This window comes from Brevibacillus sp. FSL K6-0770 (assembly GCF_038000275.1).
Lineage (GTDB): Bacteria > Bacillota > Bacilli > Brevibacillales > Brevibacillaceae > Brevibacillus > Brevibacillus parabrevis.
On record NZ_JBBOBQ010000001.1, the window covers coordinates 4,166,335 to 4,182,543 of the forward strand.

The window sequence follows — 16,209 nt, forward strand, 5'->3', positions numbered from 1 at the left end:
TTTTCCAGATCTTAGATTAAAATAAGAACAAACGTTCCTTTTTTAGTTATGGAACGCAAAATCGGCGGGAGAGGTGTTAGCCAGTATGATTCAGTCACTGCACAACATTGACTTTTTTCAAGAACAAATCGGTTCCGGCGTTCCGATTGTCATGCTTCACGGTTTTTCGCTCGATCATCACGTCATGAAAGGCTGCATGGAGCCTGTTTTTGCTGAGCGCGAAGGTTTTCGCCGACTCTATATCGACCTGCCCGGTATGGGAAAGACGAAAAATTACGACAGCGTGCAAAATACGGACGACATGCTAGAGGCTGTTCTGCACTGGATTGATCGTGAACTGCCAGGCGAACCGTTCCTCCTCGCTGCGGAGTCGTACGGAGGTTATTTGGCGCGTGGAGTCATCGAAAAGCGCAGAGAGCAAGTCAAAGGCGCCCTGTTCATCTGCCCGAGTGTTTTCCCCAAAATGAGCCAGCGCACGCTGCCAGACAAAGTCATTTTGGTAGAAGAGCAAAGCCTGTGGGACAAGCTGACAGAGTCGGAGCGCGCCGAGTTCGAAGCCATGGCTGTGGTCGCCACAGAAGAGACATGGGACCGCTACAAAACAGAGATTATAAGCGGGTACAGCATCGCGGACTTCCCCTTTTTAGAACGACTGAAAACATCGTACGGCTTCTCTTTCCCGCTTGATACGCAGCTTTTTCCCCATCCTGGATTGTTCGTCGTAGGCAAGCAGGATCATGTCGTCGGCTACCAGGACGCATGGAGCTTGCTTCCTCACTATCCACGCAGTTCTTTTGCCGCGCTCGATTGCGCTGGACACAATCTGCAAATCGAACAGCCCACGCTGTTCACAGAGCTTGTCCATGAGTGGCTGAACCGGGTCGAAAGAGAGCTTTCTTTGTCCTTGTCCTAACAATAAAAAAGACAATCAGCTTTTCAGCAGCATGATTGTCTTTTTGCATCCTTTTGCTTTTCACTTACACGCCCCGGACGCTATTGCGTCACGAGACTTTTGCTGTACTCTGTAAACGCTTTGCCGAGTCTTGCGATGGCGAGCTGCGTATCTTCGCGGTTCAACAGTGTGTAGTTCAAGCGCATTGTGTTGTGCTGCGGCTCGGCGGCGTAAAACGGCTTGCCTGGCACGAATGCCACGCCTTCTTGTACAGAGCGGGCCAACAGCTTCTCTGCGTCCACATCGGCTGGCAAGTTGACCCACAGGAACATGCCTCCGCGCGGCTTTTCCCACTGCACGCCATCCCAGCTTTGTGCGAGCAAAAGCTCGTTCATCCATTCCATGCGCTCTTTGTAGGAAGCGCGGATTTTTTCGATGTGGCTTTCCAGATCGAAGCGGGAGAGCAACTCGTGCAGCGCGATCTGGTCAATGGTGCTGGACTGGAGGTCGACGGCTTGCTTCGCTTTTACCATCATCGAAATGACGCGCTGGTCGCCGATTGCCCATCCGGTGCGCAGACCAGGAGCAACGATCTTGGAAAACGTGCTGGTATAGACGACACAGGAATTGGTCGGATGTTCGTCGAGCGAGAAAATCGAGCGGTACGAAGCTTCGCCGTCAAACTGGATTTCGCCGTACGGATCGTCCTCCAGAATGAGAATGTTGTTTGCCTTGCACTGGGCGAGCAAGCCCTGGCGGCGTTCGAGGCTCCATACTTTTCCCGTAGGATTCGCAAAAGTCGGAATGACGTAGACCATTTTCGGACGATACTGCGCGATCTTTTTCGCCAGATCCTCCAGGTCCATCCCTTCCGAATCACCTTCCACCGGAATGGCGCGAATCCCCCGGAACTGGAACAATTGGACTGCAGCCAGATACGTTGGATTTTCTACCAGCACGACGTCGCCTTCATCCAAATAGACTCGACACAGTAAGTCGACGGCCTGCTGGGAGCCGGTGGTCAACAGCATATTGTCCAAGCCTACGTTCATATGTTTTTGCTTCATTCGTGAGGCTACCCACTCCCGAAGCGGGATATATCCGTCTGTCAAACCGTATTGCAACGATTTCGCGCCCAGATCGAATGCCCGATTAAACGCTTCGCGCATTTCCTGGATGGGAAAAGAATCCTCGGCTGGCAGGCCACCTGCGAGCGAGAGCACTTGATTGCCTTGGGTCAGCTTCAAGATTTCCCGGACAGCCGAGGAGGATAATGCATCTACTGATTTCGAAAATGTGTACTCCATGTTCCGTTCCCCCTTGATTTTGCTTATTCTTGTTTTATCACTGTCGATAGGCAAAGTCCAATCCCCGCTGGCTATGAGCGGATAGGTTTTGGCTATGTCGAGCGATTGTTCAATCGACTGCTTCCTCGGCTAAGGTGATCAGGATGCCGCTAACTGCTGCCTAGTGTGCCGTGCCGTTGCAGGCTGTTTTCCCATGTAAAAAAGCCACTGCCCGCTTTTCGCGCAGGCAATGACCCTACTTTTCGATGCACCAGTCCGCTGTGCGAAAATCTGTGTACACCCCTTTTGTCTCGGTCGAGCAGGAATAGCTTTTGTGGTGAGTGAGATCGAGCAGCGTCAATCTGACGCCGTGCTTCGCCCCGGTATCAATGCCGATCCGGTCAGCTTCTGCCCAGATGTCTCCCGGCGCAACCCCCATGCGATAGGTGGGAGTGTGACCAAAGACGACGATCCACTCGTAGCGAGACGGGCTGTTCCAAAACTCCTCGCGAATGGAAAGCAGATCGACCTGCTGCTGGGCAGCGAGCGCGATTCCCGGGCGAATGCCCGCATGGACGAACAAGTATGGCCCGTACTCGATGTACAATGGCAATCCGGCGACAAAGGCAACGGCTTGCTTGATCGACTCTGGCTGCTCTCCTGCCGCATGCTGGTCGAGAAACCATTGCTCCAGATTGCCCCGCACAGCTGCCGCCCCTTCTTGCAGCAGCCCTTGCACAAAAGAGAGCGTCTCCCACGTCTCCGGGCTTTTGTCGATATAGTCGCCGAGCAGAAACAGCCGATCGACTTTCGGATCGTACTGGGCCAGCTCCAGAAGCTGCTTTGCCCCTGCACCGTGCCCGTGAATGTCTGAAATGGCAAGGATACGTGACATGACTTCGCTCACCTTTCGTCCAGATGAGGAAACAAGTAAGCGGCTGATGGCTTCAGGCAGACGTATCCCCGTTCCGTATTTTCCAGTCGCTCCGCGTGAAAAAAGGCCAAAGTCTGTCCTCCGCCGATTTCACCGAGGATGCGCCAGCGATTGCCCTCGTATGTGCTGTGCACGACGCGAACAGGCAAGCTGTTTGCCTCCGGCTGCTGCGCCCACTCTGCTTCTTCGGGACGAAACAAAAGGTCAATCTGCTCGCCGTCTGCAAGCGCTGACTGGACATGAGCGCGATCCCCGCTTCCTTTTGCGGCGGGTATTGTACCCTCGACGAGCGCTTCTCCGATGAGCGCGATGTCGCGGCCAGCTGCCTTGCGCAACGTGCCCGTCAGCTGATTGCCAGCCCCCAGCAAAGACGCGGCAGAGCGTGTCGCTGGCTGCTCGTAGCAATCTTGCGGCGCTCCCATCTGATCGATCGCCCCCGCTCTCATGATGACCAGCCGATCTGCCATGGCAAACGCTTCATCCGGATCGTGTGTCACATGAAAGACGGTTGTTCCCAGACGGCGGAACAAGTAAGCCATTTCCGTGCGCATGCGGATGCGCAGCCGCATGTCGAGATTGGATAGCGGCTCATCCAGCAAAAGCAAATCCGGCTCTGTGGCAAGCGCGCGAGCAATCGCCACACGCTGCTGTTGGCCTCCTGAAAGCTGCGGCGGCAGGCGTTGCTCCAGTCCTTCGAGACGCAGCAAGCTGACAAGCTCGGCAATCTTGGCCTTTATGTAATCCGCTTTCGCTTTTTTGCGCTGCAATCCATAAGCGATGTTCTCGTAGACCGTCATGTGCGGCCACAGGGCGTAGTCTTGAAACACCATGTTGATATTGCGCTTTTCCGGGGGCACCAGTCGCGTAGGCGAAGCGACCTGCGCACCTCGCAGCTGCACTTCTCCCGCATCTGGCTGCGTCAGCCCGGCAATGACTTGCAACAAAGTCGACTTCCCGCAGCCGGATGGCCCCAGGACGCTGATGATTTCTCCCTTTTGGACGGACAAATCAATTCCGCGCAGGGCAGCATAGTTGCCAAACGATTTGTGTACTCCGCGAACTTCCAGTATCGGATTCAAGCATGATCTCTCCCAGCTTTCCATTTTTTCGGCTGAAACAACAGCTCGACAATGACGATGATCAAGACGACCAAACCGCCGCCCATCAAGGTCGAAGCCGCCGCATAAGCGAATTTCAGATCTTCAAACGCCTTGTTAATAAAGACGGGCAAGGTCATAAAATCAGGCGGGAACAAAATCGAAGTCGCCGCCAAATCAAACACACTGCTGCCAAAAGCGGACAAACCTGCTGCGACGAGCGCCCCGCGGATCAACGGCAGCAAAATCCACCTCACGCGCTGGACGAAGCTTGCTCCCTGCATTTGCGCAGCTGCCAGCAGCTGCCCCGGCACTTTTGCCATCGCGCCGACAATGACCCGCGTAATGATCGGGATGGCACCTGCCACACTTGCCAGCGCGAGAATCCACGGCGTTCCGTACAGCAACAAGCCGATCGGTTCGAGCCAACGCTGATTCCAGACAAAAATATAGCCAATGCCGAGAACAACGCCAGGTACAGCCAGCGAGACCAGCGAGATAACGTCGACAGCCCTGCGGTATTTGAACGGCGAATACGTCAGCACGTAGGCGACGAAAAATCCGACGATCAGTCCGATAATGCCTGCGGTAGCGGCGATGCCAAGCGAATGCAGCAAGCCGTCCAGCAAGGCTTCTCCATCGGCAAACAGCTCTTCGTAATGACGCAGAGTCAATCCTTGCAAGCCCTGATCCATGCTCGATGTATCCGAGATGGACATGAGCAGGTTCGCCCCGAACGGAATGCCGATGACGACCAGCAAAAAGCTGATGCAGCCGATATTCAGCCACAGGCTGCCCCGCTTTGTTGTCTTGCGCTCCTGTCTGGTCGCCCGGGAGGACAGTACATCAAACCGCGCCTTGCGCATCACATAAAACTGAATGCTCATCGCAGTGACAATCAGCAGCACGAGGTAAAACGACAGCACTCCCGCCATGTCAAAGCGGATGGGCGACGTGTACAGAGCCGAATAAATCGAATACGGCAGCGTCGGAAAACGGAAGACAGCAGCAATTGAAGCTGGCAAGCCGAAGTCGCCGATCGTATCCATGAACACGAGCAGCGCCCCGGAACAAATCGCAGGCAGCAATAGCGGCAGCTCCACCGTGCGCCAGACCGTCCAGAGCGAGCCGCCGCACAATCTGGCTGCCTCTCCCAATCGGTCCACCTTCCATTCCAGCGCACTCGCAATCGCCAAGTAAGCGAGCGGGAATTTGCTGAGCGACATCACCACAACCAGACCTTCTGGCGAAAAGACGAGACTTGTGATCCAGGTCCAGCCCAGCCAGGCGTTCGCCAGACCATCTGCCGCAGCAAACATCACCCAGCCTTGCGCCAAAATGAACGATGGCGTAATCAGCAACACCCAGACCGCCAGATCGAGCAGCCTTGCCGTTTGAAACGACCAGCGCGAACGGACGATAGCCAGTGCGCAGCCGAGCGCTGTCGCAAATACCGTCGTTCCTACGCCAAGGTATAAGGAATTTTTCAAGGAAGCCAGCCAGAGCGGCCGAGTGAACACGTCCAGCAGCAGCGATAAATCCCCGATGTTCCACTGCCCGAAAAACACACCGGGCAACAACACTTGAATGATGACAGCAGCAAGCGGCAATAAAATCAGGAAAAAGAGAATGGCCAGCACGAGCCAGCCCATTCGGTTTCCATATGTCCCTAGCAATCTCATCGCTTTACTTTACCGCTTTGTCGGCAAACCATTGCTTGATTTCCGCTTCATGCTCGGAAGCCCACTCTGGATCGGCGACGACCAGCTTGGCATTGGCAGCCCGGTCTTTTTTGGCAACGGCTCCTTTTGCGGACGGCTCGAAGTAGCTTTCTTCTCCCTGATCGATCAATTGCTGCTGGACCTTCGGATCGAGAATGAAGTCGATAAACGCTTTCGCTGCTTCCACGTTTTTCGTATCCTTCTGAATCCCGGCTACGCGCACAGATGCAGGCGCTCCTTCTTCTGGCCAGATGATTTCAACAGGCTCTTTTTTGTTTTTCAGCGTGTAGGCATTGCTTTCTTGCAGGGCTGCCAGTTTGATCTCGCCCCCTGTCAAAGCTTTTGCCACATTCGGATTTTTCGGGTAGACGCGAGCGCCGTTTTGCAGCAGCAGATCGAAGTAAGCTTTGCCTTTGTCCATGCCCTCCTGCTGGAAAAACCAGGCGACAAACGGATAGGCCGGAGCAGCTACCGCCGGGTCCGCCATGCCGACCATATTTTGAAACTCCGGCTTGACCAGATCGTTCCACGATTTCGGAGCTTTGTCTGCCGGGAGTTGTTTCGTATTGGCAATGATGACACCCGCTGCATGCGCACCTGTCGGGTAGTACGTTTTGTTCGCTGGAACGAGCTTCGCCGCAAAGTCTGTCAAGCCCGCAGCGTTATTCGGCGTCCAGCCTTCGAGCAGTTGTCCGTCTTTGCCCAGCTTGTGAATCGACGGCATCGCGTCCATCCAGACGACATCCCAGTGCGGATTGCCTTTTTCCGCTTCGATCCGCGACATGATTTCTGCTCCGTTGCCAGAGACGAGTTTGACTTTGTAGCCTGTCTCTTTTTCAAACATCGGGCCGATGATCTCATCGAAGTCATTGAGATAGACGACGAGCGGCTCTCCCTTCGACTTGTCTTCTTTTGTTGGCGCGCTCCCGGTTGTTGTGGATGCTGCCGGCTGATTGCCCGCTTTGTCTGTACCTGATGCTGCCGGAGTGGTGGAGCCTTGTCCACATCCTGCAAAAAGCAAAGACGTTGAGACGAGCAGCGTCAATACGGACCATTTTGGCTTGCGATTTTTCTTGTTCATTCCGTTTCCCTCCCATTTCTTTTCCTACCGACAACTTTACGCGATTAGTGTGAGCGGAAAGTAAATGAGATGCTAAGCTTGTGTTAAATAACGTCTATGTTTATTGATGGAACGATAGAGAGTATCTATACTGGTGGCGGAGGGATCGACTCGATGAATATTCAGCAATTGCGCGTATTTGCCGTTTCCGCTCAATGCAAGTCGCTGACCGAAGCCGCCGAAGCTTTGCATATCAAGCAGCCAACCGTCAGCTTTCACCTGAAAAAACTGGAGAGCGACCTCGGCGTGGAGCTGTATTACAAGCAGCCGCGGCACTTTCGCCTGACGGAAGCAGGAGCGGCGCTCTTGCCTTATGCCCGCAGAGTGTCCACTTTGCTCACAGAGGCCGGACAAGTCATGGAGGAGTTTCGCCACGGCGGCAGAGGAACGCTGAAAATCGGGGCGAGCTATACGCCTGCCACCTACTATCTTCCCCCTTATCTGGCTTCATTTCAGGCGGAGCATCCGCACGTCCTGCCGATTTTGACCGTAAAAAAAGCGCGGCCGCTCATGGAGCTGCTGCGCGATTTTGAGATCGATTTGGCGATTGTCTCGTTGTCCATGCAGCCCCAGGACGGTCTGCATGTCATTCCGCTGCTTGCCGACGAGCTGCGCCTCGTTCTCGCTCCGCAAAATCCGCTTGCCCAAAAAAACGTGATCGAGCTGACTGATTTGCAATCCGAGCCGTTTCTCATTCACGAAGCAGGCTCCACCTCACGCGAGCTTGCTGAACTTTGGGCCCAGGAAAACCAGCTGCGCTGGCAAGTGCGCATGGAGCTGGGGGCGATCGAGACGATCAAGGAAGCGACCAAACACAACATGGGCGTCAGTGTCCTGCCGTATCGCAGCGTCGTGCGCGAAAGCGAGACTGGTGAACTGATCGTTCGCGAACTGCCCGGCTACGTCAATCGCCGGCACATTTGCCTCGTCTATCGCCAGGACGACATCATGCCTTATCCGGTCCAGAGCTTCATCCGGTTTTTGCAGCATCAACGCCCGCACGCAAAAAGCCCCTCTCCGCTGTAAAAGGGAAAGGGGCGATTATGTAAATCAAATAGCTATTCTACGCGATGCGAACAACACGAGCCTTTTCTGCTTGCGGCAAGAAAGACAAGTCTACGTGTCCGCGTGCTTCATCCAGTCCGATGTCCTCTGCCAAAAGCAGCGCTTCTTCCTGGAAAGTCGGCGTACAGCTTCCTTCGTTCAGCTCACAGAGACGCTTCAAACGCTTCAAGCGATCCGCGCATTTCTCTGCACGCATGCATTCATTGGTCAGCTCACATACATTTACATGGCGCGCATCTGCGATCATGCTGATATCATCTACGTGCACAATCAGCCGCTTGCCTTCTTCTGTGACGAATCCGATCGAGCAAAAATGCGCACCTGACATTTCCAAACGAGTGAGAACCGCATTGGCAAAAATCTCTCCCGTGCGCAGTCGAACCTGAGCTGCTTCAATGGCTCCACCGATCTTCCGCTCGTTGGCGATCACCGTATACATGTCCGTGTAACCGTTAATCTGATAGCGCATAGTACCCTCCCGCTCTTGCTGAGATCAATTATCATTACCATCCTATAATGAAAATCATTATCTGTCAACGGTGAGAATGATTTTTATTCGCCTTGCCTGTCTTGGTTTCCAAAAACGCATGGCCCTTACATTTTACCCAGAAAATCTCCTGCTATCCCCTGATTTCCAAACAAAAACCGCACTTTCTCATGCAGGAAAGTGCGGTCCGTTCTCATCCTATTTGGTATTGGCAAACAGTCCTAATTTCTCAATGCGCTGTACCGCTTCGGCCAGACGTTCTTCACTCGACAACAGCGCGGCGCGAACGTATCCTTCCCCGGTAGGGCCGAAGCCGTCACCGGGAGCAACGACGACATGCGCTTTTTCCAAGAGCAAATCGGAAAACTCGATGGAAGTGAATCCGGCTGGAACCGGGAGCCAGGCAAAAAACGAGCCTTGGGACGGCGGCGCTTGCCAGCCGATGCGGTGCAGATTGGAGAACAAGGCGTTGCGTCTGCTTTCGTAGACAGCCACCAAATCCCGAACGCATTGCTGCGATTCGGTCATCGCGGTTACCGCTGCCATTTGCACAGCACCGAACAGGCTGACGAAATAATGATCCTGAATCAGATTGATCAGTCTCACCAGCTCGCGGTTGCCGACCATCGCACCTACGCGCCAGCCAGCCATGTTGTACGTTTTGGACAAAGTGTAAAACTCGACACCGACCTCTTTTGCCCCTGGCACCTGCATGAAGCTGACCGGCTTTTTGCCGTCGTAGCTGATCGCGCCGTAGGCAAAGTCGTGGCAGACGACGATCTCATGCTTGCGGGCAAATTGAATCGTTTCCTCGTAAAATTCAAACGGCGCATTCACCGCTGTCGGGTTATTCGGATAGTTCAAAAACATCAGCTTGGCCCGATCCAAATCGGCTTGCGGAATTTTGCTGTAGTCCGGCAAAAACTGATTTTCTGCTGTCAGCGGCATCATCGACATCCGACCATTGACGACCGCCACACCCGACCAGTAATCCGGATAGCCCGGGTCCGGTACGAGCGCGACGTCGCCTGCGTTCATCAGCACCTGGCAAATTTCCACCAGTCCTGTTTTGCTGCCGAACAAAACCGCTACTTCTTCTTCCGGATCAAGGTCTACGTCAAATTGTTGTTTATACCAGTGCGCAACAGCCTGCTTCAGTTCCAGTCGGCCGGAAAAAGGCGGGTACTTGTGGTGAAGCGGGTTGGCTGTATGTGCTTGCAGCGCTTCTACGATGTGGGGAGGAGTCGGCAAGTCCGGGTTTCCCTGCCCCAGGTTGATCACATCGTGCCCGTTGGCGATGACTTTATTTACTTTCGCTACCAGCGTCGCGAAAAATTGGGTTGGCAGTCGGTCAATCATGTCGGAAGGTTGGATACGCATTTCTCTTCAGTTCCTTTCTTTTCGCCCATACAGCAAAAACCCCTTTTTTCCGTACAGAAAAAGGGGGAGATCAGCTTGGTCACGTCCTTATCTGTCAGGAATACTCCTGCTGGAATTGGCACAGCATCTGCATCGCTACACGCGCAGATCCGCTGCCGGGCTTCATAGGGCCAGTCCCTCCGCCTCTCTTCATAAGTAAATCACACGGAATATACTGTTTTTAATCTTCTTCATACTACATTGCCTGCTCTCGACGTGTCAAGATGCTTCCCCGCAGGCGCTCGCCTTTTTTCGCTACATCTTTTCTGCGGTTGGCACAGCCACCTTTTGACGGCGATTCAAAAACGTTGTGTGGAAGGCGAAAAACGCCACGGACAAGAGCGCAAGCCCTGCCATGATGTACAAAAGCCCTTGCGCCTGAAAGTGCTGGAAAATGATCGCGCCGAGCAACGGTCCGAGCATCCGCCCTGCCGAGCCTGTTCCCGCGATCAGCCCTTGAATAAAGCCTTCCCGTCCTGCTGGCGTAATTTGTGCGGCTACGGCAGGAACGGCTGGCCAGACGAGCATTTCGCCCAACGTCATGATAAACATTGCGGCGACGAAGCCCGCATAGGAGGTCGACTGCGACAAAATCAGCATCGACAAGGCAAAGACGTAGGAGCCGAGCAGCATTTGCGCTTTCAGCGTGCGAGCAAAGCGGCGAATGACCCAGGCGATCAGCGGTTGACCAAACAGGATCAAGCCGCCATTCAGCGTCCACAGCAAGCTGTACTGGCGCAAGGAGATGCCCAAAGATTGCATGTAAGTCGACAACACCGTCGTCCATTGCACGTACACAATCCAGCTGATCAGCAAGCCGCTGCACAAAAACAGCAAGGCTCCCCAAACCACTTTTCGCGTTGGCTGAAGCTCTCCTGCGCCATGTGCGCCAAGCTGTCCGTCAGCATCGGTCTTGCTCGTGTCCGACTCGCCCGCTGGCGAAGCAGGCAGTGGCCGATTCTCCGCCGCTTTCAGATGGCGCGGCAAAAAGATCACGAAGATGGCGAGAACGATCATTTGCGTGAGTGCGTTCCCGAAAAAGGTCCAGGAAAACGATACGCTCGCCAAAAGTCCGCCCAGCGCCGAGCCTGCCGCCACTCCCGCATTCAACGCGACGTAAATCATGTTGATTCCTTTGCGCCCGCCTTCCGGCCACAAAACGACCGCCAGCGCGTTCATGACAGGAGACAGCGTTCCGTAGAACAGCCCGTTTAACAGCAGCAGGATCGTATACACGGTAAAATCGTGCGTAAGTCCAAGACCGATTGTAATCAAAATAATGCCGACAGAGCCGATTATGATCGTCCGCATTCTTCCCCAGCGGTCAAACAGCATGCCACCCGTGATGCTTCCGATCAAAAACGCGCCCTGGTTCAATAACAGCAAAAAACCCGCTACAGGCAGCGGCTTCCCCAAGTAATCGTGAATGTAAATCGTGACGAGCGGCCATATACATGCCATACCCGTAGAAAAAATGATGGCAGCAACCGCCAGAAGACGAATGCTGCTCGGATAGGATTCCCATTTCTGTCTCATAATCTAGTTCTCTCCCCGACGAAAATCGCCGTTCTTTCCGCCTGATTTGCTCAACAGACAGGTCGGCCCGATGACCATGCCTTTGTCCATCGCCTTGCACATGTCGTACACCGTAAGAGCAGCAACGCTTACCGCTGTCAAAGCTTCCATCTCGACGCCTGTTTTTCCGGTCGTCCGCACGCTTGCTTCCAGGCCCAGCGTCGTCTCGTTTTCAAAAGTGAAGCGAATATCAATCCCGGTCAAGGAAAGCGGATGACACATCGGAATGATGTCCCACGTCTTTTTCGCAGCCATGACTCCCGCTACTTGCGCGACTGCCAGCACATCCCCCTTCTCTACCCGCCCTTCGCGAATACGCTGAAGCGTCTCGGGCTTCATGACGATTTTGCTTTCCGCTACGGCCTCCCGCTTGGTGATGTCTTTTTCCGAAACATCCACCATGCGTGCACGGTTTTGTTCATTAAAATGCGTCAGTTGATCACTCATGTTCCTGTTCGTCCTCCATTTGTACGATCCCGTAACCCGCTTACAACTTTGCTTCTTCTACCTTACTCCCGCCGCTTGCGAAAAGCAATGGGAACACCGCGAGATTTGTCTTTGGCAAATCATGTCGCACCGCTTTCACTATCTTGCTGATTTATTGCCGAAAACGTACGGAATCGCGAAAACAAAGGTATACTGTGCGTACATTGGCAACTGTTAAGGAGGCGCAAACAAAATGAACAAAAATCAGCACATATACTGGGCAAAAGTAGAGCATGGCGAGTGGAGTCTGTACATCGCAGCAACAGAGAAGGGACTTGCTTTCGTCGGCTCCAATCACCACCCGATTGACGAATTGGCACAATGGGCAGCGCGGCGCAAACCCCGATACGCTCTCGTCCAGGATGCGGCTCGGCTGGCTCCGTACGCCAAAGAGATCATCGAGTATTTGCAGGGAGAACGCCAGCAGTTTTCAGTCGCCCACGATCTGTCGGGCACTCCTTTTCAACAAGCGGTTTGGCAGGCGTTGCAGCAAATTCCGTACGGACAGACGGCCTCTTACTCCGACGTTGCTGCCCACATCAACAACAGCGCGGCTGTCCGGGCAGTGGGCGCAGCGATTGGCGCCAATCCGTTGTTGTTGACGATTCCGTGCCATCGGGTGGTCGGAAAAGACGGGAAGCTTACAGGCTATCGCGGCGGCCTCCCCATGAAAACAGAGCTGCTCAAGCTGGAGAAAACGAGCGTGAAACGGAGCGCTGTCCATGTCTGACACGTTGGCGAATCGAATCGACGCGCAAAGCTGGGAGCAGATCGTTCATGAGTTGGATGCACAAGGCTACGCCACTCTCCCGCGCCTATTAAAGGAAGAAGAATGTCAGGAGTTGATCGCGGGCTACTCCGCTGACTCGCTTTTTCGCAAAACAATCCCGATGGAGCGCTACCGCTTTGGCAGCGGCGAATATCGCTACTATCAGGCTCCGCTGCCGCCGCTCGTCCAACAGCTCAGGGCAAGCTTGTATCCCCGGCTGGCTCCAGTAGCCAATCATTGGGGGCAACTGCTCGGACATACGGCTGCTTTCCCTGCGGCTCTGACTGATTTTCTCGATCATTGTCACCAGCACGGACAGACCAGGCCGACGCCGCTGATTTTAAAATACGAAGCAGGCGGCTACAATTGTCTGCATCAGGATATGTACGGAGAGCTGTTTTTTCCGTTTCAGGTTGTGTTTGTCTTAAATCAGCAGGAAAAAGACTTTTCCGGCGGGGAATTTCTCCTGACAGAGCAACGGCCACGCGCGCAAAGCAGAGGTCATGTGATAACCTTGGAACAAGGGGCGGGATTGATTTTCCCCACCTCCTACCGCCCTGTAGCCGGGACACGCGGCTACTACAAAACGACGATGCGTCACGGAGTCAGCACGATCACGACAGGCACGCGGTACAGCCTGGGCATCATTTTCCACGACGCTACGTAAAAGAAGGGATTAGCTTGAAAAGCACGCTCTTTTACAAACAACCGAAGTCGCTCCTGAATAAAGGCAGCGGCTTTCTCGCGGATTACACGCATTCGCTCAACCCGTACACAGGCTGTTCGTTCGCCTGTTCTTACTGTTACGTGCGGCAAATGCCTGTCTCGCTGTTTCGCGGTTTGGACTGGGGCACGTGGGTCGACGTCAAAACCGAAGCAGCCACGCTGCTTGTCAAAGAGCTGAGCAAAGCAAAGGCAAAAGGCAAGGTCACGATTTTCATGTCGTCGAGCACAGACCCTTATCAGCCTGCGGAGTACCAGGAAAAAGTGACGCGCTCGCTGTTGGAAGTCATGGCGGACAATCCACCCGACTTTTTGCTCGTTCAGACGCGCAGCCCGCTGGTCACGCGCGATATCGATTTGCTCGTTCAACTCGGAGAGCGTGTACGGGTCAGCATGACGGTGGAAACCGACCGGGAGGATATGCGCAAGCTGTTTTCGCCGCAGGCCCCGCCGATTGCGGCTCGGCTGAAAGCGTTGGAGCGACTGGCTGCCGCTGGCGTCCCGACCCAGGCGACGATCGCTCCGGCCTTGCCGAGCACGGAAGCGTTTCCCGACTTGCTGCGGCCGCTGGTCACGCGCGTCTGTTTGGACGACTTTTATATGGGAGACGGCAGCGGCGGCAAACGGACGAGCAAAAACGGCATCCCCGCCCTGTTCAGCGAAGCGGGACTAGAGGAATGGGCGGGACCTTCCGCGTATCGGATCGTCTACAAGCGGCTGTTGCGCGTCTTCGCCCCTGACGAAGTCAAAATCAGCCAGGAGGGATTCGCCCCCTAGCCCTTTTAGCGTGCACCTTGCAGCCCTTCGCTCATTGGCATCTCTCTCCGATTGTGATATCGTCAAGCCATAGAGAACTGTCATTTACAAGCGGAAGTGAGGAATTGCCTTGACGATTACCGTATTGTTGTTTGCCGGACTGGCCGAACGCGCCAATGCCCGCGACATCCAATTGACTTTGCCAGAAAACGCTACTGTACACGATCTGCTGCAAGCAATCCGGGAAGAGTACCCTGTCCTCGCCCCGCTGCTCGGCAGCAGTTTTGTTTCCATTAATCACGAATACGCCCAGCCTGATCGCGTCATTTCCGCTCAGGATGAGATCGCTCTTTTGCCTCCAGTCAGCGGCGGCGAAGAAGTGCCCTTTTTTGCCGTTACCCGGGAAAAGCTCTCGGCGGACAAGCTGGTCAGCCTCGTGAGCAACCCGCACGCAGGCGCGATTCTCACCTTTGTCGGGACGGTGCGCGAATTTACGCACGGACAGCGCACGGTCTACCTGTCCTATGAAGCGTACGAACCGATGGCAGTGGAAAAAATGAAGCAGGTCGCGGACGAGATCAAGGAACGCTGGCCTGGCGCGACCGTCGCGATGCATCATCGCATCGGAGACTTGGCTGTAGAGGAAATCGCAGTCGTCGTCGCCGTCGCTACTGCGCACCGCAACGAGTCTTTTGAAGCAGGGCGCTACGCCATCGAACGACTGAAGCAAATCGTTCCGATCTGGAAAAAAGAAATGTGGGAAGACGGCAGCGAATGGAAAGGCCACCAGCAAGGCCCGTGGAATCCGCTTGCCTCCGAGTACGGAAAGGAGGAGTAGTCGCTTTGGATACACGCTATTCCCGTCAAATCCTGTTTCATCCGATCGGACGCAGCGGGCAGGAGAAGCTCGGACAAAGCCGTGTGGCGATCGTCGGCATGGGGGCGCTTGGCACCGTGCTGTCGAATCATCTGGTTCGCGCCGGAGTAGGCTTTGTCCGCCTGATCGACCGCGACTTCGTGGAGCCGAGCAACTTGCAGCGGCAGATGCTCTACGACGAGACAGATGCCGCCGAGCATTTGCCAAAAGCGATTGCAGCCCACGCCAAGCTGTCGAACATCAATTCATCCGTCGTCATCGAACCGATTGTCGCCGATCTGTCCGCCTATAACGCCGAGGAACTGCTTTCTGACGTCGATCTGGTGCTGGATGCGACAGACAACTTCCAGGTTCGCTATCTGGTCAACGACGTCTGCGTCAAGCACGGCATTCCGTGGGTGTACGGCGGTGCTGTCAGTGCGACGGGCACGTTTACCACGATCCGTCCCGGCATCACGCCATGTTTGCGCTGTTTGTTCCCGGAAGCTCCCAACCCGGGCGAAATGCCCACTTGCGATACAGCGGGCGTCATCGGCCCGATCATTCATATCGTAGCTTCGTATCAAGCTACCGAAGCGTTCAAGCTGTTGGTCGGCGCAACAGACGACCTCAACTTGAATCTGGAGCATTTTGAAATCTGGCAAAACCGCCACCAGCAAATCAAAGTGGCGAATGCCCGCCGCAGCGATTGCCCAACCTGCGGCAAGCACGAATACACCTTTTTGCAGCCCGAATCCCAAGACGGACAAGCAGTCTCTCTCTGTGGCCGAGACACGGTGCAAATCTCGCCGGGCGCTGCTGTCTCGCTCGATTTGGACGCTCTCGCAGCACGGCTCGCTCCACTGGGCCGAATTGAGCAAAACAAATTCCTGCTCCGCTTCCACGTCGATGCTTACACCCTCGTCGCCTTCCCGGACGGGCGCGTACTCGTGCAAGGAACGGATGAGGTCAGCGTAGCAAGATCGCTGCACGCCAAATACATCGGGGCGTAATGCCACGAAA

General features: G+C 54.7%; 16 protein-coding genes and 1 riboswitch. Of the genes, 7 read left to right on the forward strand and 9 right to left on the reverse strand.

Going from position 1 to position 16,209, the window contains the following annotated elements:
- Positions 1-85 precede the first annotated feature (85 nt).
- Positions 86-913, forward strand: a complete 828-nt coding sequence (locus NST23_RS19880) for an alpha/beta fold hydrolase (RefSeq protein ID WP_173596900.1) — start codon at positions 86-88, stop codon at positions 911-913.
- 80 nt (positions 914-993) lie between these two features.
- Here the strand turns inward: NST23_RS19880 and NST23_RS19885 are convergent, their stop codons facing one another.
- The 5 genes from NST23_RS19885 to NST23_RS19905 all read right to left on the reverse strand — a co-directional run bounded on the left by NST23_RS19885 (position 994) and on the right by NST23_RS19905 (position 7,011).
- Complete coding sequence (locus NST23_RS19885) at positions 994-2,199, reverse strand: aminotransferase-like domain-containing protein (protein WP_122964004.1); 1,206 nt, start codon at positions 2,197-2,199, stop codon at positions 994-996.
- A gap of 235 nt (positions 2,200-2,434) precedes the next feature.
- The gene (locus NST23_RS19890; RefSeq protein ID WP_122964003.1) at positions 2,435-3,073 is read right to left on the reverse strand and encodes a metallophosphoesterase; all 639 of its coding nucleotides are present in this window, start codon (positions 3,071-3,073) and stop codon (positions 2,435-2,437) included.
- An 8-nt stretch (positions 3,074-3,081) separates the two neighbouring features.
- Positions 3,082-4,191: an ABC transporter ATP-binding protein gene (locus NST23_RS19895; RefSeq protein ID WP_122964002.1), complete on the reverse strand. Its 1,110-nt coding sequence runs from the start codon at positions 4,189-4,191 to the stop codon at positions 3,082-3,084.
- Complete coding sequence (locus tag NST23_RS19900; RefSeq protein WP_340964421.1) at positions 4,188-5,891, reverse strand: ABC transporter permease; 1,704 nt, start codon at positions 5,889-5,891, stop codon at positions 4,188-4,190. The genes NST23_RS19895 and NST23_RS19900 overlap by 4 nt, the downstream gene beginning before the upstream one ends.
- Before the next feature lie 4 nt (positions 5,892-5,895).
- Positions 5,896-7,011: an extracellular solute-binding protein gene (locus NST23_RS19905; RefSeq protein ID WP_217022320.1), complete on the reverse strand. Its 1,116-nt coding sequence runs from the start codon at positions 7,009-7,011 to the stop codon at positions 5,896-5,898.
- Between the two features lie 153 nt (positions 7,012-7,164).
- On the opposite strand from NST23_RS19905, the gene NST23_RS19910 reads away from it, so the two are divergent.
- A complete protein-coding gene (locus tag NST23_RS19910; protein WP_254223353.1) occupies positions 7,165-8,076 on the forward strand; it encodes a LysR family transcriptional regulator in 912 nt (303 codons plus the stop codon).
- 37 nt (positions 8,077-8,113) lie between these two features.
- On the opposite strand, the gene NST23_RS19915 is transcribed toward NST23_RS19910, so the two are convergent.
- The 4 genes from NST23_RS19915 to moaC form a co-directional block, all read right to left on the reverse strand.
- A complete protein-coding gene (locus NST23_RS19915; protein WP_122963998.1) occupies positions 8,114-8,584 on the reverse strand; it encodes a hypothetical protein in 471 nt (156 codons plus the stop codon).
- 216 nt (positions 8,585-8,800) lie between these two features.
- On the reverse strand, positions 8,801-9,982 hold the full coding sequence (locus tag NST23_RS19920; protein WP_122963997.1) for a pyridoxal phosphate-dependent aminotransferase: 1,182 nt from the start codon (positions 9,980-9,982) through the stop codon (positions 8,801-8,803).
- 84 nt (positions 9,983-10,066) lie between these two features.
- A riboswitch (SAM riboswitch) is annotated at positions 10,067-10,180 on the reverse strand.
- A gap of 96 nt (positions 10,181-10,276) precedes the next feature.
- Entirely contained in the window at positions 10,277-11,557 is a 1,281-nt protein-coding gene (locus NST23_RS19925) for an MFS transporter (protein WP_173599133.1), read from the reverse strand.
- Positions 11,558-11,560: 3 nt separating this feature from the next.
- A complete protein-coding gene (gene moaC, locus NST23_RS19930; RefSeq protein ID WP_063228098.1) occupies positions 11,561-12,043 on the reverse strand; it encodes a cyclic pyranopterin monophosphate synthase MoaC in 483 nt (160 codons plus the stop codon).
- A 232-nt stretch (positions 12,044-12,275) separates the two neighbouring features.
- Here moaC and NST23_RS19935 point away from each other — a divergent pair, with 232 nt between their 5' ends.
- The 5 genes from NST23_RS19935 (at position 12,276) to NST23_RS19955 (ending at position 16,199) form a co-directional block, all read left to right on the forward strand.
- On the forward strand, positions 12,276-12,812 hold the full coding sequence (locus tag NST23_RS19935; protein ID WP_173599132.1) for a methylated-DNA--[protein]-cysteine S-methyltransferase: 537 nt from the start codon (positions 12,276-12,278) through the stop codon (positions 12,810-12,812).
- Positions 12,805-13,518 (forward strand): 2OG-Fe(II) oxygenase, encoded by a 714-nt coding sequence (locus NST23_RS19940; RefSeq protein WP_280648755.1) that lies wholly within the window; start codon positions 12,805-12,807, stop codon positions 13,516-13,518. The genes NST23_RS19935 and NST23_RS19940 overlap by 8 nt, the downstream gene beginning before the upstream one ends.
- Before the next feature lie 14 nt (positions 13,519-13,532).
- Positions 13,533-14,351 (forward strand): SPL family radical SAM protein, encoded by an 819-nt coding sequence (locus NST23_RS19945; protein WP_340964424.1) that lies wholly within the window; start codon positions 13,533-13,535, stop codon positions 14,349-14,351.
- Between the two features lie 109 nt (positions 14,352-14,460).
- The gene (locus NST23_RS19950) at positions 14,461-15,168 is read left to right on the forward strand and encodes a molybdenum cofactor biosynthesis protein (protein WP_173596893.1); all 708 of its coding nucleotides are present in this window, start codon (positions 14,461-14,463) and stop codon (positions 15,166-15,168) included.
- Between the two features lie 5 nt (positions 15,169-15,173).
- Positions 15,174-16,199 (forward strand): ThiF family adenylyltransferase, encoded by a 1,026-nt coding sequence (locus NST23_RS19955; protein WP_122963991.1) that lies wholly within the window; start codon positions 15,174-15,176, stop codon positions 16,197-16,199.
- Positions 16,200-16,209: the final 10 nt, after the last annotated feature.

Excerpts from the sequence above, each read along its gene's own strand:
- NST23_RS19880 (WP_173596900.1), top strand. The coding sequence starts at position 86 with ATGATTCAGTCACTGCACAACATTGACTTTTTTCAAGAACAAATCGGT.
- NST23_RS19885 (WP_122964004.1), bottom strand. The coding sequence starts at position 2,199 with ATGGAGTACACATTTTCGAAATCAGTAGATGCATTATCCTCCTCGGCT.
- NST23_RS19890 (WP_122964003.1), bottom strand. The coding sequence starts at position 3,073 with ATGTCACGTATCCTTGCCATTTCAGACATTCACGGGCACGGTGCAGGG.
- NST23_RS19900 (WP_340964421.1), bottom strand. The coding sequence starts at position 5,891 with ATGAGATTGCTAGGGACATATGGAAACCGAATGGGCTGGCTCGTGCTG.
- NST23_RS19905 (WP_217022320.1), bottom strand. The coding sequence starts at position 7,011 with ATGAACAAGAAAAATCGCAAGCCAAAATGGTCCGTATTGACGCTGCTC.
- NST23_RS19910 (WP_254223353.1), top strand. The coding sequence starts at position 7,165 with ATGAATATTCAGCAATTGCGCGTATTTGCCGTTTCCGCTCAATGCAAG.
- NST23_RS19915 (WP_122963998.1), bottom strand. The coding sequence starts at position 8,584 with ATGCGCTATCAGATTAACGGTTACACGGACATGTATACGGTGATCGCC.
- NST23_RS19920 (WP_122963997.1), bottom strand. The coding sequence starts at position 9,982 with ATGCGTATCCAACCTTCCGACATGATTGACCGACTGCCAACCCAATTT.
- NST23_RS19925 (WP_173599133.1), bottom strand. The coding sequence starts at position 11,557 with ATGAGACAGAAATGGGAATCCTATCCGAGCAGCATTCGTCTTCTGGCG.
- moaC (WP_063228098.1), bottom strand. The coding sequence starts at position 12,043 with ATGAGTGATCAACTGACGCATTTTAATGAACAAAACCGTGCACGCATG.
- NST23_RS19935 (WP_173599132.1), top strand. The coding sequence starts at position 12,276 with ATGAACAAAAATCAGCACATATACTGGGCAAAAGTAGAGCATGGCGAG.
- NST23_RS19940 (WP_280648755.1), top strand. The coding sequence starts at position 12,805 with ATGTCTGACACGTTGGCGAATCGAATCGACGCGCAAAGCTGGGAGCAG.